The sequence below is a fragment of the Roseovarius sp. MMSF_3281 genome (assembly GCF_030733685.1).
GTDB lineage: Bacteria > Pseudomonadota > Alphaproteobacteria > Rhodobacterales > Rhodobacteraceae > Roseovarius.
Map to the genome: position 1 here is coordinate 84467 of NZ_JASHIM010000001.1, position 24765 is coordinate 109231.

Genomic DNA, 24765 nt, shown 5'->3' on the forward strand with positions numbered 1-24765 from the left:
CGGCGGGCCGGTCCCCTGTGCGGGTGACATGCCGGGATCACTCAGCATAGGAGGCCACTATGGCAAATGCACCCACAACGCTCGTGGGCGTGACCGTCGCAATTGCGGCAAGCGTCCCGGCAACCGAAGACGCCAGTGCATATGGCGCAATCAGCACCACCGAAATCGGCAAGGTTCTGTCGGTTCCCGAAACCGGCAACACCTCGAACGCTGGCACCGTCACGCTTCTGAAAAACGGCGTGACGCAACACTACAACGGCTCGAAGATCGTGTCGCCCTTCACCGTACCGTATGTCTATGACCGCGACGACGCGGGCCAGACCATCGTTCGGGACAATGAGAACGGCACACAGGAATGCACGCTCGAAATCACCGACCCGGACGGGGATGTTTACTACATCCAAGGCGTTGTCGGCTCCGTGATGCAGGCCGCGCGTGAGCCGGACGCCTACAAGGGCGAGAGCTTCGAGTTCCGCCCGATCACGCTGTTTACCAAGGTAGACGGCTCCTAAATCCCTTCCGAGGGTAGGCGCGGCGCTGGAAGGTGGTTTCATCCTGTGCCGCGCCGCTTTTATCGAAACCTGAAACCAAAGGATTACCCAACATGGACATGAGTTCATTCGATGGCCGCAAGCGGGCCGAGGAAGGCGTTTTCGAACCCCTGCGCCACCCTTACACCGGCGAACCCCTCGCTACTGGCAAGGGCGCCCCCGGTTTTTACGTGCGCGGCACTGCGGCCCGGAGCGTGCAGATGCGTCTTGCAGAAATGCAGAAAGAGGCCAAGGACGCGGCAAAAGACGATGAGACACAGGAAGCCGCAATGGAGCGCCTGCACGAGCGCCTGATTGACGGAGCCATGAAGTACATCATCCGGGCGGATGACAAGATGGAATATGATGGTCAGCCCGTTGGCGAAGATCCCGAACTAATCCGTAAGGTTCTAGACGGCACCTTTCCCGAAATGCGGATCGTCAAAGACGTTGACGGCAGCCCGATCACGCATGAGATCAAGGACGATAACGGGGAGCTGATCGAAGTGCCGAAGTTCGAAATGGCCAACGAACCTTTTGCTCAGCAAATGATCAAGGCGGCGGAGGACGGCAGCCGTTTTTTCGGCAAAACCTCGAAAGGCTGAAACTCGCCGCGCGGCAATTGGGGTTTTATCAAGGCACGCCGGAACACGGCGAATGGAAAATCAAGTGGGATTGCACGAGATTGCAAGCCCTTGAAAAGCAGGGCAAGCGCCCGAGAATGCCAGACCTGTCGCGCGGTGAATATCTGCTAGAGGCAATGCAGGTGCTTGGCCCGATCCGCCACGGCGACATGGGTGGCATGAGGGTTGTGGACTGGCCCGAGATCGTGGCCTTTGCCCAAGGCACGCAGCGTATATCTGAGCCTTGGGAGATTGAGCAAGTCCACGATATGGCTCTGGCCTACCTGGCGGGATACCGCACTGGCTGCAAGCTCTTTGGGATCGAACCCATGGAGCAAGAAGAGGAAGGGGATCAGTAGGGCAGTTGCGCACCTTCGTGCGGATATGTCCTTCGGATCGCCTGACCGTTTTTCATCAGCACGACCCACGGCTGCGCACCTGTGTAGCCGCCAAAACTGTTCTTGGCATTGACGCTTGCGACGATGCGATACCCGGCTTGCTTTGGAATGCCCATGATCGGGATCGAGTGCATGACGGTTTTTTCGCATGTGCCGTAGGTGATCCGCGCCGATTGCGGGTCTTTCAACCCCTGTAAAATGTTCTGCTTGGCGATGGTTTCGCATTCGGACTGAGCCATCGCCCGGCCGTAATCCGCGCTTTGCCGGTCGGCGACCGTGGCTGGTTCGCTACAGGCCGCAAGCGTCAATGCGGCCCCAAGGGCAATAAATCTGATCATCTGAACTTCTCCGTTGGTTTCGGCGCTCCACGCTAAGCCTACGGCCCCGCTTTATCAAGGACTCCCCCCAAATGGATATGGCCTTTCTCGGCATGGACGTGGATTCGCGTCCTGTAAGGAAAACGCGCGAAGAAATGGATCGCTTTGTCCGGTCGGGCAAGGAGACCCAAGGCGCTGCACATGGCGTTGAAAAGTCCACCGGACTGATGGCTGCCGGCATGAAGCGCGCGGCAATTGCGATCACGGCAACGGTCGGGGCAATGGCAGCTATCGGTGGCGGCGTTCGCACTCTTGCGGATTTCGAGAAGCAGATGAGTACGGTGGGCGCAGTGTCTCGGGCCTCTGCTGATGAATTGGCGGCGATGCGTGACATTGCAGCCGATCTTGGTTCAACAACCGAGTTTACCGCCAAGCAAGCGGGGCAGGGGCTTGAGTTCCTTGCTCGCGCCGGGTTTTCGGCATCCGAGGCCGTTGAGGCGATCCCCGCTGTGCTTGACCTTGCCACGGCGTCGGCCATGGGCCTTGGCAGCGCAGCAGATATTTCTTCGAACATCATGTCAGCCTTTGCCATCGAGGCTGAGAATTCGGCTGCTGTTGCTGACGTTTTGGCTGCGGCTTCGAGCCGCGCCAATACGGACGTGCAGCAACTTGGTGATGCGATGTCCTATGTCGGTCCCGTTGCGTCTTCGCTTGAGGTGTCGATGTCAGACGCGGCCGCGGCGATTGGCGTTCTCTCTGATGCGGGTATTCAGGGCAGCATGGCAGGGACAAGCCTGCGGCGTGTTCTTTCCTCGCTGGCCAACCCGACCAAGGATGCAGTGGCAACGCTTCGTTCGCTCGGGCTGGAAATGGAAAACCTCAATCCGCAGACAAACGATCTTACCGAGATCGTGCAACGGCTATCCGATGCCGGACTTTCTGCGGCTGATGCACTGACTGTTTTTGGTGATCGAGGCGGCCCAGCGATTCTGGCGCTGACCAGCCAAACCGGTCGCCTTGAAGAATTGACCGGGGCACTGATGGATGTCGAGGGCGAGTCCGCGCGCATGGCCGATACGATGCGTGATAACCTCGGTGGCGACATCGACAGCCTTTGGTCTTCGATCCAAGGGCTTATCATCGCCTTGGGTGATGCTGGGCTGACGGCTGTAGTGCGTGGCGTGATCAAGACGATCACAATGCTTGCGCGCGGGATCACGACTGTCGTTGATGCTGTCGCCGACTTTGGTGAGGCAATTGGCGACCTCGTGCGCCCTTCCGAAAACCAACATATCATCAACGAAGCTCTGGAGGCTGGGTTCGACAACATCACGATTGCCATCGGCGATCAGATGGTGGCCCTCGAGAAATACCAGAAACTGCAAGCCGAGGGCGTTCAAATGAGCACCCGTGAGCTTGAGCTTATGGCGGCCAAGCTACGTGCCCGTCGCGAGGAAATTCTTGCCATTGAAGAAGAGCGCCGGGCCCTTGCCCTACAATCCGAGCGCTATCAGGGAATCCTTGACGACATTCAGGTTGCTCGGGATGCGCTCAATAGCGTGCGGATCGCTGATGCTGAGCAGTACGAAAATGCTGAGCAGCATCTTGTTGATATGCTTAATCGTCAAAAGCAGTTCATCGCCGATCTGGGATTGAAAGTTGCTCTGACCGAAGAAGAGCAGGCAGCGATGGCCGAGATCAACGCAGCCCTTGCCGAGATCAATGGCAAAATCGAAGATCGCAACAACAAAGAAGCTCAAGGAGTTAAGCTGAGCGAGAGGATCGCCGCCGCGTTCAATCTTACGGCAGACGCCATTGGTGAAACATCATCCCGCGCCAGCTTGCTTGTGGACACCCTTGATGGGGTGTGGAGTGCGGCCGCCAGCATTTACGACGCGCTTTCCAAGGTCGTTGGGCTGTTCCGCACTATTGGCGCAGGGCTGAGCGCCCTCAGTCCAGCATTGGGCATGATCAGCCAGTCGACCGGTGCGCTTGGCACTGTGATCAAAAGCGTCGTCGGATCGGAAGCTGTTGCCGGGTTGTCGGAAACCCTTGGGGACGTTGGCAGCAAACTTTCTCGCATGCACACTGCTTCTGTTGAAGCCGCTGGCGGGTTGAAGCGTGTTGAGACAAGCGCGGGTGGCGCCAGTAAAGCCGCCAAGAAACTCGGCAAGGATCTTCCCGTATCAGAGGCCGAGGCGTTTAACGAAGCCCTCGAGGACGCGGCCATGACCGCAGAAGACTTCGGCAAGGCAAAGGCCCAGACGCTTATCCGGGGCATCGACGATGTTTCTCATGCTTGGGCCGGCTTTATTTCCAGTGGCTTCAAGGATTTCAAAGGCTTTGTTTCGAGCGTTTGGGACGCCTTCAAGGGCCTACTTGTGAACATGATCGCCTTGGCAGCCCGCAACAAGATCATGATTGGACTCGGCTTGTCAGGTGGCGGGGTGGCTGGTGCCGCCAGCGCTGCAACCGGGGGCGTCATTGGCGGTGGCGGCGGTGTTCTTGGCGGCCTGAGCAACGCCGGTGGCCTTCTGGGCAGCATTGGCGGCATCGGCAGCGCCCTTGTTGGTGGTCTGACCAATACCATAGGTGCCACGATTAGCGGCGGTCTTGGAATGGGTCTTGCCAGCATCGGTGGGCAGATCAGCACGGCTATTGCCGCGCCGACCCTGACTTCCATTGCCGGTGCCATTGGCGCGGCCGCCCCTGTGATCGGTGCGGTGGCTGTTGCCGCACAGGCGCTGACCAAGGCTTTCAGCCGGAGTTATTATGGCAGTGGTGTGCGAGGCTCCCTTGGGCCGGATGGCGCTGATGTTCAGTCATTCGACTTCTACAAAGGCGGTGCGTTCAAAAGCTCCAAGACGGTCTACAAGCCGCTCGAAGAGGAAATGCAGCGCATGCTCGATGACACCTCGACAGGTCTCGCCGATACCGTGCGCAACATGGCCGATACGCTTGGGCTCGCATCTGAGGCCATTGACGACTTCACAGGTGAGGCTTTCACGATCTGGGCCAGCGGTCCGCACGCCGACAAGCTGCAAGAGAACCTTCAAAATGAACTCAACAAGCTGGCCGTCGGCATGGCGGACAGGGTTCTGACGACCGACGAGTTCAGCAGGGCGGGGGAAACCTCTTTCGACACGCTGGAGCGCCTGAGCAATGCCCTGAGCGCAGTAAATGGGGCTTTCGACACCCTTGGCCTGCAACTCAAGGAGATCGGCCTTGCTGGCGCTGATGCGGCGTCGTCGTTCATTGATCTGTTTGGCGGCTTGGACCAGTTCAACGCGTCGGTTTCGTCGTACTACCAGAACTTCTATTCAGACGCTGAGAGGACCAAGCGTGCCACCGAGGTTCTGACCGAGGAACTGAATGCCCTCGGCATTGACGCCTTGCCGAAAAGCCGCGCGGCGTTCCGGGCTTTGGTGGACGAAGCCAACGCGCTTGGTGACGATGAATTGACCGCTGCGCTGATCCAATTGGCCCCGGCCTTTGCCCAAATCACCGATGGCGCGGACGCCCTGACAAACAGCCTTCTTGATAGCCCGCTCTATCGCACATCTGCCGATGCGATCTACGCGAACACGGCGGATGGATACCGGGCGAATATTCAGGAGATCAGGGACGCGGAGGAAACCAAAGACCTGCTTAAAGAGGTGGTGAGGGCGATCCGCGAGGGCAACATCAACAACGCCCGCTTGAGTGACCGGCTTTATCAGGAAACGCGGCGCGGCAATTTGGAGTCGCAGGTATGAAGATTCTGACGCCATTCCCGGTGACGGACAGCACGCTGACGAGCATCAACATCACCGAAGATGATTATGCCGAGTGGGACCAAAGCACCAGCTATGACCGGGGCGATTTTGTCATCAGCACCGCCACGCATACGGTCTATCGGTCCCTGACGGATAGCAATCTGGACAACGATCCCGATGTCGAGGTTGCGGCGCTTGCCGATCCGCTCATTGATGATCCCGACCCGGTGAATTGGCAGGTCATCAGTGCCACCAATCGGTGGAAGTTGTTTGACCAGAAGCCCAGCCGATTGGCGACAAATTCAGGGTCAATCGAGATTGAACTGACGCCAGAGGTGTTCATTGGCGGCGTCGCCGGGTTCGGCCTTTCGGCAGATGACGTGCGGGTCGAGGTCTACGCCGATGCGGAGAAGATTTACGACCGAAGCGAAGATTTGCTTGATGAAAGCGCCGTCACGGACTGGCTGGCGTATTTCACGGAGCCTTATCGACCGCTGACCGAGTTCGTATTCAGTGATCTTCCCGTTTTGGCTATCCCACGCATCGTTGTGACCCTGACTTCCACATCAACAGTTTCGGCCGGTCAGATAATCTTTGGCCGATTGGACGAAATGGGGGTCGCCACGCAGGATACGCGGTTCTCTGGCCTCGATTACAGTTATGTTGAGGTTGACGAGTACGGTGACCTTACGTCCGTGCAGCGTCCAGCGACCCGCCTCTTTGACATCAACACAGTTGTCCCGCGCGAAAACCTCTTTTCCATCGTGCAGATTTTCAACCGCCTGCGCGGTGGCATCCCTGCGGTCTGGATCGCCGATGAAAACTCTCGGATCGCGGCCATCGGGTACGGCTTTTATCGCGGGTATCGCGAAGTCTATCTCGGCCCTGATCACGCAGAAATCGCAATTGAAGTACAAGGAGTCGTCTGATGGCGCAGCCTACCAAACCCACTGTTCCGGCCCCCGCCCTCCGAAGTGACCCGGATACTTTTAAGGAGCGTGCGGAAAGCAACATCCTGTTTTGGGAAACCTTCGCTGATTACATGGACCAAACCAACGAGTGGGTGTCAGAGAAGTCGGACCAAGCCACAGCGGCAGCGCTGGCAGGTGATCTTCCCGACCTAAGCGGCAGCGGCGGCAAGCTCCTTCAGGTAAAGGCCAATGAGAGCGGTCTTGGCTTTGCGGTCATCACCACAGGCAAAGATGACAACACACCAAACGCAATTACAAAGGTCGGTGACGGGGGGCACCTTGGAATTGGCCCCGACTGCGCTGACTGCGATGATCCGCTATGGGGTAGCACTCAACGCGTCGCTGTATCGACCGAAAATGCGCCACTGGGAAATTCGGCGGGCTCTTTGAGATCAGATGCGTGGACCGCAACTACTGGTACGCAATACTTCCTGTCTTTCTTCCCTGCTCCGGATAAGGGCAACCTGTATACCCGCGTTGTGGATTCCGGGGTGTGGACGCCTTGGCTTCGTGTGTACGACACGGGCAATCTCGCTGCTTTGGAGGGCCTCGGTGACCTGACGCTCGCGGAGGGCGACCTGCTCTACGTCAACGCCGACGGTGACATTGTGAACCTTGGCCTCGGCGAGTCCGGGCAGGTGCTGACCGCAAAAACGCCACTTGTTGGTGACGACAAGCCAGAGTGGCAGTATCAAGGCGGCGCTCCGGATGCTGTTCTTGAAGAGCAAACGGCGGATGGGATTGCTGGCACAACAATCACATCATCGAACACCTGGATCACCATCGAACTTAACACGACTGTCCGCAACGAACGGTCAGTTTTGTCGTTGTCCAGCAATGAGTTCACACCCAGCGTCAATGGGTGGGTGGAGTGGTCCTACCCCAACCGAGACAACTTTCAGACCCGGATCTACAACGTGACGGACAGTGTGGTCGTGCAGCAAGGCATGAGCGTTTCATCAGCAGCCGGTGGCCAGAATAACTCACTCGGCGGTGCAGAGGTTTTCTCGGGCAAAACCTATCGTCTGGAAGTCAACAAGAACAACACAGCATCTAGCGCCGCTGCGAACCGCGGTGATGGCGAGGTTTATACGCGCTTGGTCTTTTGGAGGGAATAAGTATGCCGGTATTCAAAGCAGTAGATGGAGTGGTCGTGCGGGTCTGGCGCGACGTGGCATCCATCGAGGAATTTCACGACAAGTATGGCGAAGAGGAAGGTTTGCAAGAAGGGGAGGCTCTTCCCGGCCAACTATGGGATGGGGAAAACCTAACCAATCCCTTGCCACCAGTGACGGCGGATCAAGTGGATCACGAGCGCACCAGACGCCTTGAGGCAGGCGCTGCCCTCTCCGTCACTGGCATTTCGGACCCCATTCCGCTCACCGGACGGAACTTTGATCGGACAGTGTATCTGGGCCTTCTGGCGAAGGCACAGGGTTACAAGGCGGCAGGCACCACAGACCCCGTCTTGCGCGTCCGTGACAGGGACAACGTGATCCACATGCTAACCCCTGACCAGATGATCGAACTGATCACGCAGGCGATGAACTGGTTCGAGGACATCATGGCGATCTCGTGGGCCATGAAGGACGGCACGGCACCATTCGAGGCTGGCATTCCGCAAGACGTCACAGCAGACGCGCATTGGGTGGTCTCATGACCGAACTGACCATCGCACTGCTGTTCTACGCGGTCGCCCAGATCGCCAAGAGATAAGAATTGAGGCCCGAGATTGAAAGACCCGACAAAAATTCCCGAGCATTGGGGCGACTTGGAGCCGGAGCAGCGTGCAGCACTTATGGCTATGGCCGAGGACCGGATATGGTGGGAGGGCGCGAAAACCCGAGTGCGAAAACTAGGTCCATGGATGTCATGGGCCACAGTCATCATCGGCGGCTTTGTCTTTTTCAAGGATCACATCATTTCCTTGGCCGCGTGGGTGGCCAGCTTCGGCGGGCCTGCAAAATGATTAGGCGCCCCTTAGTCCTTCTCGCGTCGATTTATCTTGCCGCTAAGCTCCTGCCCGCCACGGCGCTTGTCTATTGGCCTTCCGAGGTTTGGGTCGAAGCGGACGGGGATGTGACCGTTGATCGAACATTCCCCGGTGATTACCTCGGCCTGCCGCGCCCGCGCATTTCCTTCATCGAGACAGTTGACCCGATCTCGCCGCAGACACACGGCGGGCAGGACTGCGAGATCAAGGGTGGCCCAGACAGGTACGATGATCCGGCTGAATTGGGGCGATGGAATATCGCGTCATGGGCCGAGCCGTGCCTTGCCGATCCGCAGGGTTACCGCTGGTCCGCAACGTGGACATGGCACATCGGCAGCTTCCGGCTGGGCGGCGTGGAGCTTTCCAAGACAATCATCAAGGAGATCGAAGAATGAAACTCGTGAAAGACGCCGGGCGCATTGCTTGGCGGTCATATTCTCTATGGGTTAACCGCGCGGCCTTTGCCTGCATGATTGCGCCCGAGGCGATATTCTGGGCCACCGGCATTGATACAAATCCCCGCCTGTGGTTCCTGATTGGCGCGGCCCTTTACGTCGCGGTCGAGATCGCGCGGTACATTAAGCAAGAGACAATATCAGGCATCACCCGCAGCCCCGCCATGGTGGCCCTCATGGCCTTCCTCATGGCGGCAGGGGTGCCGGAGCAGCCGAAACCGGCCCAAGGCACCACAGAAGCCGCTACGCTGTCTGTAGCCGTGCCTCTGATCGCCAAGTGGGAAGGACTGCGCACTACGGCCTACCGAGACATCGTGGGCGTCTGGACGGTATGCTACGGCGAAACCAAGGGGGTGCGACCCGGTGATAGCTACACGAAAGCCGAGTGCCGCGCCATGCTGGCCCGTGAGGTGGCGGAATACCGCGACGGGCTGCACGAGCATTTCACGCCCGAGACAAAGCAGCACCGCCTGACGCCCGAACGGGACGCGGCCTATGTCAGCTTGGCTTACAACGTGGGTATTGGGGGGGCAGGGCGCAGCACCGCCACGCGCCGCCTGAACGCCGGGGACATCCGGGGCGGCTGCAAGGCAATTGGGTGGTGGAACAAGGCCGGGCAGCGCGTCGTTCGCGGTCTGGTACGACGCCGGGCCGATGAGGTGACTCTGTGCCTCAAGGGGCTGGCGACGTGAATTGGCTGGCCTCTCTTGTCGTGCCGAAGTGGGCAAAGTGGGCCGCCGCCGGTCTGATCGCCCTTATCATTGTCATCGCCGTTGTCAGGCAGGACGCCAAGAATGATGTGCGCACGGAACTGGCCGACGACGCCAAGGCCGCGCGGTTAGGCCATCGCGAAAACGCGGAGGATGCGAAAGATGAAGTGGATACTATGGCCGGTGATGGCCTGTTGCGTGAGCTTACTTGCCGCCTGTCCGGGGCCTGTCCTGACAAGTGACGCGCTGTTCAAGGACGTGTCGCGCCCACCACCTAAAGACGTGCCCGCGCCGGTGATCAAAAGCATTGCGACGGACGCGCCCCAACTCGGCCGATGGATCATTTACCAGGATAAAATGTGCGAGACCCACGGGTGCTTGTCTGGGTTTTGAAATAGCCGCACGTCGCGGTTATGCGCGCCCGACGCTTTCGGGCCGTTCCATGGCGGCGACCTTGGCCGTTTGGGATGTAACTGCCAAAATCAGACTTGCCCCGGCCCAAGCGGTCGGGGGTTTTTCGTTTTGGGCAATGTGCATTTTTTGCACATTGCTGGCTTGGTTCCCCGTATATTACCCACGGCATTTTCTATTTATCTGATTTAAAGCGATATTCGGACGCCCACCTTGGGCACCATTTCCCTGTCTTTTCCTGATTAACCGCCGTTGGCGGGCGCCCTGTCATGGTCTGTGCATCCATGCCGATACAGGCGACGGGCGGGGGCAACGATTCGGTGGTGGCGGGGCATAGATTCGCCGTTCATGGCCGGACTTTGTTTCGTGATCCGGGCTTTTGCGGCAAAATGCGGAAAATTGAACACGAATTAAGCGGTTTGTATTAACCAATTCATGGCCCGGGCTGCCTTTTTTTCGCCTTTTTCAATTGTTTCGCAAATGGATACAAGCTGCGGTTCATTTTCTACGTGAGCGTGTATGATTGATAGGTGACGAAAGTCCGCAAGCCACTGATATAATGTAGAAAATTCTATTTTCTGACAGTTTTAGAACGGAAAACAATGCCCGGTGTTCGATCTTTCAAATGGGGTGAAAATGGGGCGGTCCCGGCAAGATGTGCCCCGATTTGATCGTTTTTCGGACATTTTTCCCCTTCGTGATCCTTACCGCGACGGTTACAACAGACGTGCCCAACTGGGGGGTGTCGAAAAATGGTCACGGGGGCGACCGTCATGACGATCCTGCCTATCTTCGGATAGGGCGGAGTGTTGTGGACCGGGTCGCGTTGCCTTTGAATAAAGGCTCGGTTTCCACGTGGGGAACCGGGAACCGCCCGGGCATCACCAGCACTTCGTTATCTTCCGGTCAGGCAGTGAGTTGTGAAGTTTTTTTCGCCACTTGGGGGTGGCGTGTCACGCTGCCGGTTCAGCATCGGCACTAAAAGGTCGAAGGGGGGGTAGTAATGCCTGATCTTATTCTGGACTGGGGGCTGTTTGGCGCCAATGGGACAAGTCTTAACGATGGTGGAACCGTGGACACGGGGGGTGTCGAGGTCACGCTTGGGTTCACCTCGGAAGATGAAGGCGCTTTCGCGCGGTATTTCGAGTACGGTCAGTATGTAGACACCGCATCGGGCGAAACTTTCGATCCGATGTCGGCGCTCAAGCTGTATGGCGCGGGCGGTGAAGGCGGTGTCGACAACACATCGACCACCACGATTGATTTCAGCGCCAGCGACGACGCCTACAGCGACAACGTGCAGGGTGTATCGTTCCGGATCAACGACCTGGATCTGGGTCAACGCGGTGCTGACTATACCGATATCGTAACGGTGCGGGCCTATGATGCCGAGGGGAACCCGGTTGACGTGACCCTGACACCGGGGGCTGACATCCTGACCAGTGGCGATACGGCCACCGGCAACGATGTGGACAGCGATTTCGTGACCCCGCCGACCGACCCTGATACCTCGCTTCTGGTGGATGTCACCGGGCCGGTATCGCGGATCGAGATCGACTATGATAACGGCGGCACCGATAGTCAGGGTGTCTGGGTGACCGATGTGCATTTCAGCACCATGGACGCGGGCGAAGAGTTGGACGGTATCGTGTCGAACGGGGACGAGGGTGCGTTGATCGCCACCGACCCCGACAGCGACCCCGGGTATGTCTATACCGGCGACCCCGAGGGCGACCTGGTGGATTCGGGCGACGCGATCCTGCCCGGCGAAGCGCCGGAGGATGACATCATCCACGCGGGCGGCGGCAATGACACGATCGAAGCCGGTCTTGGCGACGACGAGGTCGATGCGGGCACCGGCGACGATATCGCCTTCGGTGAAGACGGCGAGGACGAGATCGACGGTGGCGAAGGCGACGACACCATCGACGGTGGCATCGGCAACGACACCCTTATCGGCGGCGACGGCAGCGACAGCGCCGTAGGGGGCGACGGTGACGACGTGATCGACACGGGCAATGCCGATCCGCTGAACGATTACGAGACCTTCTCCAACGATCCGGTCCCGGGGGCGCCCTTTGCCTTTGAAACCGGGGCAGATCAGCTCAATGACATGGACACGGTCTTTGGCGGGGCGGGTGACGATACCATTAGCACCGGTGACGATGCCGACTATATCTCGGGCGATGCGGGCAATGACAGCATCGACGGCGGGATCGACGATGACACCATCCTTGGTGGGACCGGTGACGACTATATCAACGGCAATCTTGGTAGCGATTCGATCGAAGGTGGCGACGGCAATGATACCATCGACGCCGGGGTCGATGCCTTCTCGGATTACGAGGGGGATGACCCGATCCTGCCGAATGCAGGGCTTGTCGATCCGGCCACGGGCCTCCCGGCCCTGAGCGATCCCAACCCCGACGACGGGCGCGATTTCGTCGATGGTGGCGCGGGCGATGACCTGATCACCACGGGCGACGATGCGGACACCATCCTGGGTGGGAGCGGTGACGACACCGTGAATGCCGGTATCGACGACGATATCATCGAAGGCAACGGCGGCAACGATAGCCTGACGGGTAGCCATGGCTCGGACACCGTCGACGGCGGTGCGGGCAACGACACCATCTGGGGCGGCTTCGGCAATGACCCGATTGCCGGGATCGACGGCGAGGTTCCAGATGCAACCGACCCGGTTCCGGAAAACGGGCGTGACCTGCTGCTTGGCGGCTCGGGCAATGATGTCATTTACGGTGAAGACGACGATGACACCATCGAAGGCGGCAGCGGCGATGACACGATTGACGGCGGCGTCGACGACGACCTGCTGCTTGGTCAGGGCGGCGCGGATTCCATCCTTGGCGGCCAAGGCAACGACACGGTTGTCGGTGGCGCCGATGAGGACACGATCGAAGGCGGCGAGGGTGACGACTCGATCACCGGAGACCGTGGCGATGACCTGATTGATGCAGGCACCGGCGATGACTTTGTCAACGGCGGTATGGACAATGACACGGTTATCGGTGGTCTTGGCAATGACTTCCTGCAGGGTGGTCTGGGCGATGACACGATCATTTCGGGGGTTGCGGGAGACACCGGCATTCCCGACGCGACGGACCCCGACCCGATGGATGACATGGACACCGTCGAAGGTGGGGCCGGCAATGACTTCATCTTTACCGGCGACGACGATGACGAGATCATCGCAGGCGGCGGCAATGACACGGTCGACGCGGGTATCGACGATGACTCTGTGCGGGGCAACTCGGGTAACGACTCGCTGATTGGCGGCGAGGGCAACGACAGCCTCTTTGGCGATCAGGGCGAAGATACGCTGGAGGGGGGCCTTGGCAACGATGTCCTGAACGGTGGCGCGGATAACGACGTGGCTTACGGCGGTGCCGGGAACGATACCGTTCTTGGTGGTGGCCAGGGGAACGACACCCTGTTCGGTGGTGATGACCGCGACACCTTTAGCGATGCCGGGGCTGGCGATGTGGTTGATGGCGGCACCGGCGGCGATGATTTCGATACGCTGGACCTGAGCGGACGCGGTGATTTCCGCGTGGTGGGGGAAACCGTTGACGCCGATGGTGATTCGACCTCGGGCACGGTGGAATTCCTTGATGGCGACGGGACGGTCTCGGGAACCCTCGGCTTCACCGAGATCGAGAATATCATCCCCTGCTTCACGCCGGGCACCGTGATTGCCACGCCGAAAGGCGAACGCCTGGTGGAAGACCTGCAGATCGGCGACCGGGTGATCACCCGCGACAACGGGTTGCAGGAAATCCGCTGGGTCGGGCGCCGGGATCTGAGCGGTCAGGAGTTATGCCAGTCGCCGAACCTCAAGCCGGTTCTGATCAGGGCCGGATCGCTGGGCCGTGGCTTGCCCGAGCGTGACATGATGGTCAGCCCGCAGCACCGCCTGCTGATCAACAACGACCGCAGCGCGCTGTATTTCGATGAGCGCGAGGTTCTGGCCGCGGCCAAGCACCTGACGGGCACCGAAGGTGTCGATACGGTCGAGGCCAGCAGCGTCAGCTACATCCACTTCATGTTCGACCAGCACGAGGTTGTCCTGTCGAACGGGTCCTGGACCGAAAGCTTCCAGCCCGGTGAACAGGTCATGGATGGCATGGGCGAGGCGCAACGCAACGAGATCTACGATCTTTTCCCCGAACTGCGCGACGCGGAGGGCCTGAAGGATTATCAGGCGGCGCGCCGCTCGCTCAAGAAGCACGAAGCGAAGCTTCTGGTCTCTTAAACCCGATAGGTTGCAGCGGGCCGGCGCACATCCCGTGTGCCGGTCACCAGAAATCGGGTTGGGGGGCTGTTCCGGTTTCGAGTAGGGCAGCCCCGGCAGGTGCCGGGGTTGCCTATTCGCGTGCCTGCCTGGCGCGCCATGCGGCCCAGGCTTCGGGGGTGTCGAGATCGGTGCTGGCGCGCAGGCCGGGCAGGGGGCAAAGGCGGGCCGGGTGGTCCGCCAGGATGGGTTTGGCCCCGTCGTCGCCCCGGAGGGTTTGCATCGCGTCGAAATAGCTGGCCGGAAAGATTACCGGGTGGCCGGGCTTGCCGCTGTCATCGGTGGCACGGCAGGGCCGCGTCGGGTCTTGCGCAAAATACGCGGCGACGCTGTGCAGATCGTCCGGTGTGAGATCCGGCAAATCCGCCAGCAGCACCATGAGTGCGGCCAGGTCTTGGGCCTGTGCCCAGGCCGCGCCACATCTGAGGGAGGCGGCGAGGCCTTCGGCGGCGTCGGGCACCCCGCGCGGCTCGACCCCTTCGGGCAGGACCCCGGCGCGCGCATCGCCGGGGCGCAGGGTCACGAGAACAGGCCAGCCCGTTGCCAGAGCCAGTTGCGCTTGGCGAGTGAGAAGAGGCAGTTCGCCGACGGGCTCCAGGAGCTTGTCGCGCCCGCGCATCCGCGAGGAGTTTCCCGCCGCTGGAATGACAATACCGATGCCCTGCATGGGGCCTCCCTTCGTTTTAAGGGGCGCTGCCCCTCTTGGCCTGCGGCCAATTCACCCCGGGATATTTTCAAAAAGAAGAAAGGGCTTCATCTTTCCCAGAATACCCCTGCCGGAGCGTTTGTCGTAGGGTGATGGATTTCATGAAGAAAGCAAACGTATTTTCAGGCGCTTGGCCCAAACCGCTGCCTGTGGGAAAGCATTGCGATGGCGGGCGCAACGGGCCTTTCGCGCTTCCCCCCGTGTGAATCGAAAATGCGCGCTGGATAGCAGCGCGCATTCCCATGTTCAGTGCCTTTCACGTGAAGGGTTATTCCACGCAATCACGCAGCGCGTCAGCGTCCGGCCCATTCGGGGTGCGGCCCAGGTTGAACGGCGCCGAAGCATCACGCCATTGGGCGTAATCGTTCAGGTATTCCACCATGCTCAGGTAAACCTTGGCCGAGTTCGGGTTTTCACAGGCCGTTTCGACGATGACTTCGTTTGCCATCTTTTGAACCTGCTCAAGCGTTTCGTCGTCGTAGCGGTTGATTTCGACGGCTTCGTCGAATTTTGCATAGGCTTCGGTGGCGCGCTTTTCGGTGAAGGCCAGCGACCACAGCAGGGTTGCGTCAGCCGCGATCTGGAGCTTTTCCTGGGTTTCCGCGCTCAGGGCATCCCACGAGGCCTTGTTGATCATCACACCGAAGACCGAGGCCGATTGGTGCCAGCCCGGGGTTGCCCAATAGGAGGTGACTTGCTGGAAGCCGCCGGACCAGTCGACGTTCGGGGTTGAGAATTCGGCACCGTCGATCACGCCGCGTTCGAGCGACTGATAGATTTCGCCGCCCGCCATCGAGACCTGGTTGCCGCCCAGACGTTCCAGCAGTTTGCCCTGCTCAAGACCGGACAGACGCAGCCGTTTGCCTTGCAGGTCGTCAAGGTTCACGATCGGGTCGTTGGTGCGGAAGCCGGATTCGTTGTTGGTCACGCCGTAGGGCAGGTAGACCATGCCGAAGTTGCCGTAGATCTCGTTATAAAGCTCTGCGCCGCCCCATTGCTGGATCCAGTTGACGTAGTCCACGGCGTTGAACAGCGAAGGCGTGGTTGCCAGCGGCGAGAATGCCGCGTCGCGGCCCGCCCAGTACCCGGGCCAGTCCGCGCCGGCCTGGATCGTGCCTGATTCAACCGCGCCGAAGACTTCGCCGGAGGGCACCAGCGAACCACCGTCGAAGAATTCGATCGTCAGTTCGCCCGCGGTCAGCTTGTTGGCAAGATCGACGAAATGCTTGTCGGTTTCGATCAGTTCAAGCGATGAGGGCCATGTGGTTGTCATGGTCCAGTTTTCCTGGGCCATGGTCTGACCTGCCATGGCCGTTGCCGCGGTGGCGGCAAGAGCGATTGCTTTGAAAGTCATGGTAATCTCCTCTCTGGGTTGAATTTACTTCGTATAGAGAACATCCGGCAGCCAGATCACCAACGACGGGAACAGCGCCACCAGAAGGCACATGATCACGATCAGGCAGATGAACGGCAGGACACCCCGGATAATGGCGCCTGTGCGCACCTCTGGAGGGGCGATGGCGCGCAGGTAGAACAGGGCATAGCCGAAGGGCGGGGTCAGGAAGGAGGTTTGCAGGACCACCGCCATGAGAACCACGAACCACAAAAGGCTGACATCCGGCATTTCCTGAATGATCGGCAGGAAAATCGGGAAAGACAAAAGCACGATGCCTGTCCAATCCAGAAAGGCGCCAAGGATGAAGACCACGAACAACATCATGGTGATCAGCATCCAGGGGTCCATGTCCAGGGCGCGGATCAATTCCTGAGTGGCGCGCAGGCCCCCGGTGATATTGAAGACGCCGGTAAAGGCTGTCGCGCCCACCACGATGAACAGGATCATCGCCGAGGTTCTGCCGGTTTCCAGCATCGCGCTGTAGAAGGTTGCGAGCGTGAACTTGCGGCGGATGATCACGATCAGCAGGGCAAGGGCCGCGCCGATGGCCGAGGCCTCGGTGGCGGTTGCGATCCCGGCCAGAAGCGAACCGAGGATGCCGAAGATCAGCGCCAGCGGCGGCATGGCTTCGACGACCAGCATGCGAAGCAACTCGCCGCGAGAGAGTTTTTCGTCGGGTTCGACCGAGGGGGCCAGATCGGGGCGCAGAACGGAAATGATATACACGTAGAGCGCATAACTCAGCCCCAACAAGACACCGGGGATCATCGAGCCCGCGAACAACTCACCCACCGAGAGCGGCGAGTAGCTTGCCATCAGGATCAGCATGATCGACGGCGGAATGAGAATGCCAAGGCATCCCGACGCGGCGATGACGCCGGAGGTCAGCGTGGGGGCGTAGCCATATTGCAGCATCGGACGCAGGGCCATGACCCCCATGACGGTGATCGAGGCACCGATGATACCGGTCGTCGCGGCCAACAGGATCGAGATGAAAACCACCGCCAGCGCCAGGCCGCCCCGAACGCGGCTGAGCAACAGCCGCAGGGTTTCGAACATTCGGTCCGTCACCCCGGAATCCGACAGGAAGCGCGCCATGAGGACAAATAGCGGAATGGCAATCAGCGTGTAATTGTCGAGGACATCGCCGAAAATCCGGTTGATCACGATGCCAAGCACCATCGGCTTGCCAGCGATGATGGCGGTCAGAACGGCGGTGCCCCCCAGAACGAAGGCCAGCGGGTGCCCCATGAACAGGCCCGTCACCAACAGGCCGAACATCAAAACGGCGATATATTCGGGACTCATCGGTTTGCCTCCTGACTGCCGAACAGCAGTTTGAGCACCTCGGAAATCCCCTGCAGCAAGAGCAGCCCGGCGGCGGCGCACATGGCCATTTTCAACGGGTAAACGGGCATCTGGATGGCGCCGTAGGTTACTTCGCCTTGCGACCAGGACCGCGACGCGAAATCCCACGAGCGGGTCATGAATATCCATGTGAAGGGAAAGAAGAACACGGCATATCCCAGCAGTTCAAGCGCCTTGCGGAAACGCGGGCCAAGGGTCTCGGTCAGGATATCAACCCGCACATGCGCATTGTGGCGCAAGGCGTAGCCGCCCAGCATGACGAAATAGAAGCCGAACATCTGCTTTGAAACGTCAAAGGCCCACCGGGTGGGCTCACTGAACGCGTATCTCATGATGACGTCGAAAATGATGATCGCGGCAAAGAAAAAAGCCACAACCGAAACGATCTTGCCCACAAGCTCGTTCAGGTCATCTATCAAACGCATAACCAAAAGACCCACCCCCCTTGCTTTTCCTCGATGCCTGCATTCAAGCCGTTTTGAAAGCGAACAAAGAATCTTGCAATCCTGCACGAAAGTTGGACCGTTTGTCGGATGAGTGCAAGTGAATTGCATGCTGCTGTATGCGGTGCGCGCCCATTGCCCCGATGCAGGAGGGGAGGGAGCGCGGTGCTTCCCGTCGACCCCAAGGAGCATCGGGCGATTGTCGCGGGGCGGTCGAGAGGGGCCTTAATCGTGTTCTTGGCAATGGTCTTGCGGACAGGCCCCGTTGCACGGGCGATCCCGGCCGCGCCGGGTATGACGCGGCGGGCCGCCCGTGGCCAAGGGGGCCGGGGGCTGCATGTCCGGCGGATCAGCCCCGCATGCGTGCGCCGTCCGCATCAAAGAGTGGCTCGGTGATCAGGCGGGCCGGGCGCATCTCGCCCAGGATTTCGATCTGGGCCTCCTGTCCCTCGCTGGCCTTGGCGCGGGGGATGAGGGCGAGGGCGATGGATTTGCCCGCGTGGTGCGAATAGCCCCCCGAGGTGCAAAAGCCCTGGACCTTGCCGTCGATCCAGACGGGTTCATAGGCGTTCACATCGGTATCCAGCGCGTCCACTTCGAAAACCGCAAGGCTGCGGGCGGGGGGTGTTTGGCGTTCCGCCTCGGCCGGTTTGCGACCGATGAAATCGACGTTTTTCTTGAAGGAAATGAAGCGGTCGAGGCCTGTTTCCGCAGGGGTATAATCGGGGCCGAACTCGTGCAGCCATGCGCCGAAGAATTTATCCAGTCGCAGGGACATCATCGCGCGCATGCCGAAGGGTTTCATGCCGTGGTTTTGCCCTTCGGTCCAAAGCACATCCCAAAGCGCGCGTTGCGCCATGGGATCGCAGTAGATCTCGTAGCCCAGATCGCCGGTGAAGCTGACCCGTTGGATCAGGCAATCGACCATGCCGATGCAGGCGGGGCGCACGTCCATGAAGCGCATGTCGGCGACGTTATCGCGGGTGCAGGCCATCAGAACCTCGCGCGCCTTGGGGCCAGCGATCTGGAAACCGTTGAGGCGGTCGGAGATGTTTTCGACCTGCGCGCCCTCGGTGGCGTTCTGTTCGAACCAGCGCATGTGATAGGCCTGTGCGCCGTAGGAGGCGGTGAGTTGGAAGGTCTGCTCATCAAGGCAGGACACGGTGAAATCGCCGATGATGCGGCCTTGGGGGCTGAGCATCGGGGTCAGGGAAATCCGGCCCGGTTTGGGGATGCGGCCCGCCATGATGCGATCGAGCCATGCGCGGGCATTGGGGCCGGTGACGCGGTATTTGCCGAAGTTGTGCACCTCGTTGATGCCCACGCCCTCGCGTACGGCTTTGACCTCGCGCGCCGTGGCCTCCCATGCGTTGGAGCGGCGGAAGGAGGGGGTTTCATAGCGCGGCTCATCGCCTTGGGCGAAGTAGTTTGGCACCTCAAGCCCGTATTGGTGGCCCCAGACCGCGCCCATTTGGTCGAACAGGTCGTACATCGGGGTTTGCCGGAAGGGGCGCGCGGCGGGGAGTTCTTCGTTGGGGTAGGAGACCGAGAAGCGTTTCTGGTAGTTTTCGATCACCTTGGGGCGGGTGTAGCCCGGGGTGATCCAATCGCCGTAGCGCGCCACGTCCATGGCCGAAACATCGCGTTCGCATTCGCCTTGGGTCATCCATTGCGCCAGCATCAGGCCGACGCCGCCGCCTTGGGAGAAGCCCGCCATCACCCCGCAGGCGGACCAGTAGTTGCGCAGGCCCGGCACGGGTCCCACGAGCGGGTTGCCGTCGGAGGCGAAGGTGAAGGGGCCGTGGATCACCGATTTAACGCCCGCACGTTCCAGCGCGGGGAAGCGTTGATAGGCGAAGGTGATGCTGTCTTCGATCTTGTCGAAATCGTCGGGCAGGAGTTCGTGGCCGAAATTCCACGGTGTCCCATCGACCGCCCAGGGGCGGCAGGGTTGTTCGTAAAACCCGATGCAAAGCCCGCGGCCTTCTTGGCGCAGGTAGGATTCGCCGGCGGGGTCCATGACGTGGGGGTGTTCGCCGCCTGCGTCGATTATGTCCGCGATTTCAGGGACTTCCTCGGTGACGATATATTGGTGTTCCATCGGGTGGAGGGGCAGGTAGACGCCGGCCATGGCCCCCACTTCGCGCGCCCAGAGGCCAGCGGCATTGACCAGATGTTCGGCGTGGATGGTGCCCTTGTCGGTGACCACGTCCCATGTGCCGTCGGGGCGTTGGTTGGTCTCATGCACGTGGCAGTGGGTCTCAATGGTGGCGCCGCCCATGCGGGCGGCCTTGGCATAGGCGTGGGTGGTGCCCGAGGGGTCGAGGTGGCCATCGAGGGGATCGAACAGCGCGCCGAGGATGCCATCGGTGTTGGTCACTGGCGCGATCTTGGCGATTTCCTCGGGGCCGACAATCTCGGTTTCCAGCCCCATGTAACGGTGCTTGGCGCGTTCGGCGAGCAGCATGTCGAAGCGGTCACGGTTATCGGCCAGTGTCACGCCGCCGACGTGGTGCAGCCCGCAGGAGAGGCCGGTGATCTCCTCCAACTCCTTGTAAAGCTTGATGGTATAGCCCTGAAGCGCGGCCATGTTGGTATCGCCGTTGAGGGTGTGAAAGCCGCCCGCCGCGTGCCATGTGGAGCCCGAGGTCAGCTCGGAGCGTTCGATCAGCATGACATCGGACCAGCCGAGTTTCGTCAGGTGGTAAAGCACGCTGCATCCGACGACACCGCCGCCGATGACGGCCACACGGGTGGTGGTTTTCATGGGGGACCCCTCCTTTGGCTTGATGCGCCCAGACTGTGGGTCTGAGGATGTGGCGCTTGTCAGTTTGCGACAGGGTGTGTCGTGAATGGGATCGGGGTTGATCGTGGCGCGCTTATCAGCCCTTACGGGCTTCTTCGCGGGAGCGGATGTGATGCGTGATTATCGGGTTCAGCATGCGACGGATGCCCATGGGGTCTACCAAGTGGCGGCTTATGAAACCTCTCGCCATTTTCGTTGATAGGTTGTTAACTATTTCAAGCGCGGCGTTTTGTGAGGAGGGGGTAGATTGAAACCGAAATTTGTTTTCGTCGCTTTGATGGCGTCTTTGACTGTCGCGCCTTCCCCGGGGTGGACGGGCGCGAAAATGGCGGGTGCACCGATTGGGGTGACCGTGGAGGCGTCGGAGTTTCGCGATCGTCTCAAGGCCATGAGTGGCGGGAAATATATCCCGGCGGCCTGTTGCAAGACCTGCCGCAAGGGCAAGGCCTGTGGCGACAGTTGTATTTCGAAATCGAAGGCTTGCCGGAAGGCTCCGGGCTGTGCCTGTGACGGTTGAGAGCCGAGGATATAAGGCCATGCGCTCACCGTGATTGGGGCCGCCGTGGTTGCGGGCCCGGGGGGCTGTGACGCAAAGCGAAAGATTCTGCCGCAAACAAATTGCAGATTTGTATCACCGCGACCAAGAATGTCGGGAACCGGCAATACGCGGCCCTTAAGCGGCGTCAGGTTGTCCTTTAGCAACAACCAAGGGACCAGTTATGAAAACCCATGCACAGGCTGTCGTGATCGGCGGGGGCGTTATCGGATGCTCGATTCTTTACCATCTGACCAAGATGGGATGGACGGATGTGGTCCTGCTGGAGCGTGACGAACTGACGTCGGGCAGCACGTGGCACGCGGCGGCGAATATTCACGGGCTGCACGACAGCGCCAATATCAGTCGCCTGCAGCACTACACGATGAACCTGTATAAAGAGCTGGAGGCCGAGACGGGCCAAAGCTGTGGCGTTTTCCAGCCCGGGAGCCTGTATCTGGCCCAGACCGAGGCGCGCGAGCACCAGTTGAAGCTGCAGGCCGCCAAGGCGCAGCTTTACGGCATGAATTTCGCCGAGATCAGCCGCGAAGAGGCCGAGGAAAAACATCCGCTGGTCAATTTCGACGGGGTGCGTTGCATCATGTGGGAGCCGGATGGCGGCAACGTGGACCCGTCGGGTGTGACCAATGCCTATGCCATGGGCGCGCGGCAGAAGGGGGCCGAGATTTACCGCTTTACCCCCGTCACCGCCACCACGCCGCAGCCCGATGGAAGCTGGATCGTGGAAACGCCCAAGGGCAATATCCAGACCGAGTGGGTGATCAATGCCGCCGGTCTTTGGGGCCGTGAGGTGGCCAAGCTGGCGGGGATCGAAGTGCCGCTGCAACCCACGGAACACCAGTATTTCGTGACCGAGACCATCGCCGAGATCGACGGCATGGACCGGCGCCTTCCTTCGGTCGCGGACCGGGACGGGGAATATTACTTGCGTCAGGAGGGCAAGGGGCTGCTCATCGGGGCCTATGAGCGCGACATGCGGTTCTGGGCCGAGGGGGGCACGCCCTTGGATTTCGCGCATGACCTTTTTGCCGATGATCTGGACCGGATCATGGAAAACGTGATGCGCGCGATGGACCGGGTGCCATTGGCCGCCGAGGCGGGAATCAAGCGGGTGATCAACGGGCCGATGATCTGGAGCCCGGACAGCAACGTGATCCTTGGGCCGGTGCCGGAATTGAAAAACTATTTCATGTGCGGCGGGATTATTCCCGGGTTCAGCCAATCGGCAGGTATGGGCCTGATGGTGGCGCAGTGGATTATCGAAGGGGAAATGCAATATGACATGTTCCCGTGGGATATCGCGCGCTTTGGCCTTTGGGCCAATGACCGGGACTTCGTGAAGGCCAAGGTGGAGGATGTCTATGCCCACCGTTTTGCCATTCACTATCCCAACGAGGAGCGCGAGGCGGGCCGCCCGCTGCGCACCCGTCCGGTGTACCAGATGCAAAAGGACATGGGGGCGGTCTTTGGCCTGAACTATGGCTGGGAGCATCCGCAGTGGTTTGCCGAAACGCCCGGGACCAAGGACACCAACGGGTTCACCCGGCAAAACTGGTGGGGGCCCGTGGGCGAGGAATGCAAGATGCTGCGCGAGCGGGCGGGGATCATCGACATTTCGAACTTCGCCAAGTACCGCGTCAAGGGGCCGGGGGCCGAGGAGTGGCTCAATTCGGTTTTTGCCAACCGGATGCCGAAAAGCTTGGGGCGGTCCTGCCTGACGCCGCTGATCTCGGTGCGTGGCGGGATCGCGGGCGATGCCACGGTGACGCGGGTGGCCGAGGATGAATTCTGGATCGTTAGTTCCGGGATGGCCGAGCGCTATCACAAGCGGTTCTTTGACATGGTGCCCTTGCCCGAGGGGACGACATTTGAAAGCCGGACCGAGGCGATGTGCGGGTTTAACGTGGCTGGCCCGAAAAGCCGCGAAATGTTGCAGCGTTTGACCAATACGTCACTGGCAACCGAGGACTTCCCCTTCATGCGATCACAACAGATCGAACTGGCGGGGGTGAAATGCCTTGCCCTGCGGGTGAGTTTCACCGGCGATCTGGGGTGGGAGTTGCATTGCACGACGGAAGATCAGGCGCGGTTGTATAGTGCGCTGTTGGAGGCCGGGAAGGATTTCGGCGCCGGGCCTGTGGGCGCGCGGGCGCTGATGTCGATGCGCATCGAGAAGGGCTATGGCTCGTGGAGCCGGGAATACAGCCCCGAGTATTACCCGCACGAGGTGGGTTTTGCGCCGCTGTGCAAGATGGACAAGGAGTTCCTGAACAAGGCGGCGGCGGAGGCGGCCATGGCTGCGCCCCTGCGCGAGGAGCTGGTCTTGATCCATCTGGACGAGGCGGATGTGACGGCCTCGAACGCCGATGCGACGGGGGGTGAGCCGATCCGCGATGCTGATGGCGCACCTCTGGGGCGCGTCACCTCGGGGACCTATGGCTATACCGTGGGGATGAGCCTTGCGCTTGGTTACGTGAAGGCCGGGACGGTGAAGGCCGGGGACGCGGTGCAGGTTATGGTGCTGGGGCGGCCGCACGGGGGCCGTATCCTGCATGAGCCGCCGTTTGACCCCAAGGGCGAGACGTTGCGGGCGTAAGTGCCGTTTCGGGGTGCGGGCGGGCCTTTGGGCATCCGTCGGAACCGGGGGGCAGCCTGCGTCAGCCCAGGGTGCGACCTTCGGGGCCGGAATAGGCGCGTTCGACGCGGGCGATGCGTAGGGTGTAGTGGCTGTACCAGCGGTCGATGCCTTGTTTTTGGGCGACTAGGTGTTTCGCCTCGGCTTTCCATTTGGCGATGCTGTCTTCGCTGTCCCAGTAGGAGACGGTGATGCCGAAGCGGGCGGTATCACGGGCGGTTTCGGCGCCGAGGCAGCCGGGTTGGGCTATGGCAAGGTCGAACATGGCTTCGCCCATCTCGGCATAGCCTGCGTCGTCTTCTGAAAGCTGACTGGTGAAGATGACCGCGTAATAGGGGGGCTTTGGCATTTGGGCAAAACGGTCGGTCATCCAGGCCACC

20 protein-coding genes are annotated in these 24765 nt (G+C 60.3%); 13 read left to right on the forward strand and 7 right to left on the reverse strand.

The genetic code is table 11. The annotated features are described in order from the left end of the window. Nucleotides 1-59 precede the first annotated feature (59 nt). The 3 genes from RBB32_RS00670 (at nucleotide 60) to RBB32_RS00680 (ending at nucleotide 1512) form a co-directional block, all read left to right on the forward strand. Complete coding sequence (locus RBB32_RS00670; RefSeq protein ID WP_306150748.1) at nucleotides 60-512, forward strand: hypothetical protein; 453 nt, start codon at nucleotides 60-62, stop codon at nucleotides 510-512. Nucleotides 513-604: 92 nt separating this feature from the next. Next, nucleotides 605-1135 (forward strand): hypothetical protein, encoded by a 531-nt coding sequence (locus RBB32_RS00675; RefSeq protein ID WP_306150749.1) that lies wholly within the window; start codon nucleotides 605-607, stop codon nucleotides 1133-1135. A 116-nt stretch (nucleotides 1136-1251) separates the two neighbouring features. Then, entirely contained in the window at nucleotides 1252-1512 is a 261-nt protein-coding gene (locus RBB32_RS00680; protein ID WP_306150750.1) for a hypothetical protein, read from the forward strand. On the opposite strand, the gene RBB32_RS00685 is transcribed toward RBB32_RS00680, so the two are convergent. Continuing rightward, a complete protein-coding gene (locus RBB32_RS00685) occupies nucleotides 1506-1889 on the reverse strand; it encodes a hypothetical protein (RefSeq protein ID WP_306150751.1) in 384 nt (127 codons plus the stop codon). The two genes, RBB32_RS00680 and RBB32_RS00685, sit on opposite strands and share 7 nt — an antisense overlap. A 260-nt stretch (nucleotides 1890-2149) precedes the next feature. On the opposite strand from RBB32_RS00685, the gene RBB32_RS00690 reads away from it, so the two are divergent. From RBB32_RS00690 to RBB32_RS00730, 9 genes are all read left to right on the forward strand, one after another. Beyond that, on the forward strand, nucleotides 2150-5623 hold the full coding sequence (locus RBB32_RS00690) for a phage tail tape measure protein (RefSeq protein ID WP_306151138.1): 3474 nt from the start codon (nucleotides 2150-2152) through the stop codon (nucleotides 5621-5623). Further along, a complete protein-coding gene (locus tag RBB32_RS00695) occupies nucleotides 5620-6552 on the forward strand; it encodes a hypothetical protein (protein ID WP_306150752.1) in 933 nt (310 codons plus the stop codon). Before RBB32_RS00690 ends, RBB32_RS00695 begins: the two co-directional genes overlap by 4 nt. After that, the gene (locus tag RBB32_RS00700) at nucleotides 6552-7712 is read left to right on the forward strand and encodes a pyocin knob domain-containing protein (RefSeq protein ID WP_306150753.1); all 1161 of its coding nucleotides are present in this window, start codon (nucleotides 6552-6554) and stop codon (nucleotides 7710-7712) included. Before RBB32_RS00695 ends, RBB32_RS00700 begins: the two co-directional genes overlap by 1 nt. Before the next feature lie 2 nt (nucleotides 7713-7714). Beyond that, entirely contained in the window at nucleotides 7715-8254 is a 540-nt protein-coding gene (locus tag RBB32_RS00705) for a hypothetical protein (RefSeq protein WP_306150754.1), read from the forward strand. Nucleotides 8255-8326: 72 nt separating this feature from the next. Further along, entirely contained in the window at nucleotides 8327-8563 is a 237-nt protein-coding gene (locus tag RBB32_RS00710; protein WP_306150755.1) for a hypothetical protein, read from the forward strand. Continuing rightward, nucleotides 8560-8982: a hypothetical protein gene (locus RBB32_RS00715; RefSeq protein WP_306150756.1), complete on the forward strand. Its 423-nt coding sequence runs from the start codon at nucleotides 8560-8562 to the stop codon at nucleotides 8980-8982. The genes RBB32_RS00710 and RBB32_RS00715 overlap by 4 nt, the downstream gene beginning before the upstream one ends. Beyond that, nucleotides 8979-9734 carry a lysozyme gene (locus RBB32_RS00720; protein WP_306150757.1) on the forward strand — a complete coding sequence of 252 codons (756 nt, stop codon included), beginning with the start codon at nucleotides 8979-8981 and terminating at the stop codon, nucleotides 9732-9734. Before RBB32_RS00715 ends, RBB32_RS00720 begins: the two co-directional genes overlap by 4 nt. Then, the gene (locus tag RBB32_RS00725) at nucleotides 9731-9994 is read left to right on the forward strand and encodes a hypothetical protein (RefSeq protein WP_306150758.1); all 264 of its coding nucleotides are present in this window, start codon (nucleotides 9731-9733) and stop codon (nucleotides 9992-9994) included. Before RBB32_RS00720 ends, RBB32_RS00725 begins: the two co-directional genes overlap by 4 nt. A 1172-nt stretch (nucleotides 9995-11166) precedes the next feature. Next, on the forward strand, nucleotides 11167-14436 hold the full coding sequence (locus RBB32_RS00730; RefSeq protein ID WP_306150759.1) for a Hint domain-containing protein: 3270 nt from the start codon (nucleotides 11167-11169) through the stop codon (nucleotides 14434-14436). Nucleotides 14437-14548: 112 nt separating this feature from the next. Here RBB32_RS00730 and RBB32_RS00735 read toward each other — a convergent pair whose 3' ends face one another. The 5 genes from RBB32_RS00735 to RBB32_RS00755 form a co-directional block, all read right to left on the reverse strand. After that, complete coding sequence (locus RBB32_RS00735; protein ID WP_306150760.1) at nucleotides 14549-15142, reverse strand: nucleotidyltransferase family protein; 594 nt, start codon at nucleotides 15140-15142, stop codon at nucleotides 14549-14551. Between the two features lie 307 nt (nucleotides 15143-15449). Further along, nucleotides 15450-16535, reverse strand: a complete 1086-nt coding sequence (dctP, locus tag RBB32_RS00740) for a TRAP transporter substrate-binding protein DctP (protein WP_306150761.1) — start codon at nucleotides 16533-16535, stop codon at nucleotides 15450-15452. 24 nt (nucleotides 16536-16559) lie between these two features. After that, a complete protein-coding gene (locus RBB32_RS00745) occupies nucleotides 16560-17885 on the reverse strand; it encodes a TRAP transporter large permease subunit (protein WP_306150762.1) in 1326 nt (441 codons plus the stop codon). After that, nucleotides 17882-18376: a TRAP transporter small permease subunit gene (locus RBB32_RS00750; protein ID WP_306151139.1), complete on the reverse strand. Its 495-nt coding sequence runs from the start codon at nucleotides 18374-18376 to the stop codon at nucleotides 17882-17884. The genes RBB32_RS00745 and RBB32_RS00750 overlap by 4 nt, the downstream gene beginning before the upstream one ends. A gap of 361 nt (nucleotides 18377-18737) precedes the next feature. Next, nucleotides 18738-21155, reverse strand: coding sequence for an FAD-dependent oxidoreductase (locus tag RBB32_RS00755; protein ID WP_306150763.1), 2418 nt, complete (start codon nucleotides 21153-21155; stop codon nucleotides 18738-18740). Nucleotides 21156-21913: 758 nt separating this feature from the next. On the opposite strand from RBB32_RS00755, the gene RBB32_RS00760 reads away from it, so the two are divergent. Further along, nucleotides 21914-24346: an FAD-dependent oxidoreductase gene (locus RBB32_RS00760; protein ID WP_306150764.1), complete on the forward strand. Its 2433-nt coding sequence runs from the start codon at nucleotides 21914-21916 to the stop codon at nucleotides 24344-24346. 61 nt (nucleotides 24347-24407) lie between these two features. On the opposite strand, the gene RBB32_RS00765 is transcribed toward RBB32_RS00760, so the two are convergent. Continuing rightward, nucleotides 24408-24755, reverse strand: a complete 348-nt coding sequence (locus tag RBB32_RS00765; protein WP_306150765.1) for an antibiotic biosynthesis monooxygenase — start codon at nucleotides 24753-24755, stop codon at nucleotides 24408-24410. Nucleotides 24756-24765: the final 10 nt, after the last annotated feature.